The following is a 1,001-nucleotide window of genomic DNA, read 5'->3' as shown; positions in this document are numbered from 1 at the left end:
TAGCGTCTCGGTCGCCGCACGATGCGACGCTCAGTCAAGTCCTCGACTTCACGCTGCAGTGCACTTTCCATGCGGCCTAACACCTGAGTTAAGCCGCGCCGCGAAGCGGCGTCGGCTTGGACGAATTGTTAGGCCGCACGTGCCTTGACCACGAGAGCCTCGATTCGCGGGGCCTGCCAGAGCTGGACAAGGTAGCGTTCTTCGCCGGACAGACAGTAACTGACGCGGACCCGATAGACACCGGGCGCCAGAAGGATGCGCGCTGCCTCTGGAAAATACTCCGTGCAGCCCGCGACGACCAACGGCCCATGCGCGACCTCTAGCGAACACTCAGTGACCTGATCGTACGGCTGGAATGATTGTGCCGGCGCGCCCTCAAGCACCTCGACGGCAACAGGGACATTGCCGTTGCTGGCAGTGCCCACACCAACCGTACCCGGAGCGAGAGCGAGCAGCCTCTCTACTGCCTCGTCTGTCCACGCATCTGACAAGTCACCGCTCGCCGGCTCGTCCTGGAGGTAGAACTGGTTGTAGTCAGCGAAAAGCTCAAGATCGCGACGTTGCATGTGTGCGGCCTAACACCTGAGTTAAGCCGCACCGCGAAGCGGTGTCGGCTTGGACGAATTGTTAGGCGCTACGACCACGAGTGTGTCCCCTGACTGCATCTCGAGCTCGTAGCGACCCGGGTCTGGGTTCCTGAGCTCTAGGACCGACACGGACGGGCCCCATGGCGCCTGCCGCGGCAGAACCAACTGCTCGACATGGTCGAAGAGTAGATGGAATGGCTCCGGGTGTGAGGGTGAGCCCGCGAACTCTAGCCAACAAGTGCCCGACGCCCAATCGAGTCGCACCGAAGCTAGGGTCGCGTCATGGAGACTCAAGGGCTGTTCTGTCACTTTCGTAGCGCCTAACACTCAAGTTAAGCCGAACCGCGAAGCGGTTTCGGCTTGAACGCGTAGTTAGGCCCGAAAGAGTCCGAGGTGCTTAGACACTCGCTGGCC

General features: G+C 61.3%; 1 protein-coding gene. It reads right to left on the bottom strand.

Features of this window, described 5'->3' with window-relative positions:
* Positions 1–128 precede the first annotated feature (128 nt).
* On the bottom strand, positions 129–566 hold the full coding sequence (locus ACFFGH_RS34370) for a hypothetical protein (protein ID WP_386677461.1): 438 nt from the start codon (positions 564–566) through the stop codon (positions 129–131).
* Positions 567–1,001 lie beyond the last annotated feature (435 nt).

Source organism: Lysobacter korlensis (assembly GCF_042434515.1).
The sequence above is the reverse complement of the archived record's forward strand: the minus strand, read 5'-3'. Positions and strand labels throughout refer to the sequence as shown.

Bases quoted from the DNA above. Each gene is read 5' to 3' on its own strand.
- ACFFGH_RS34370 (WP_386677461.1), bottom strand. From the start codon at position 566: ATGCAACGTCGCGATCTTGAGCTTTTCGCTGACTACAACCAGTTCTAC.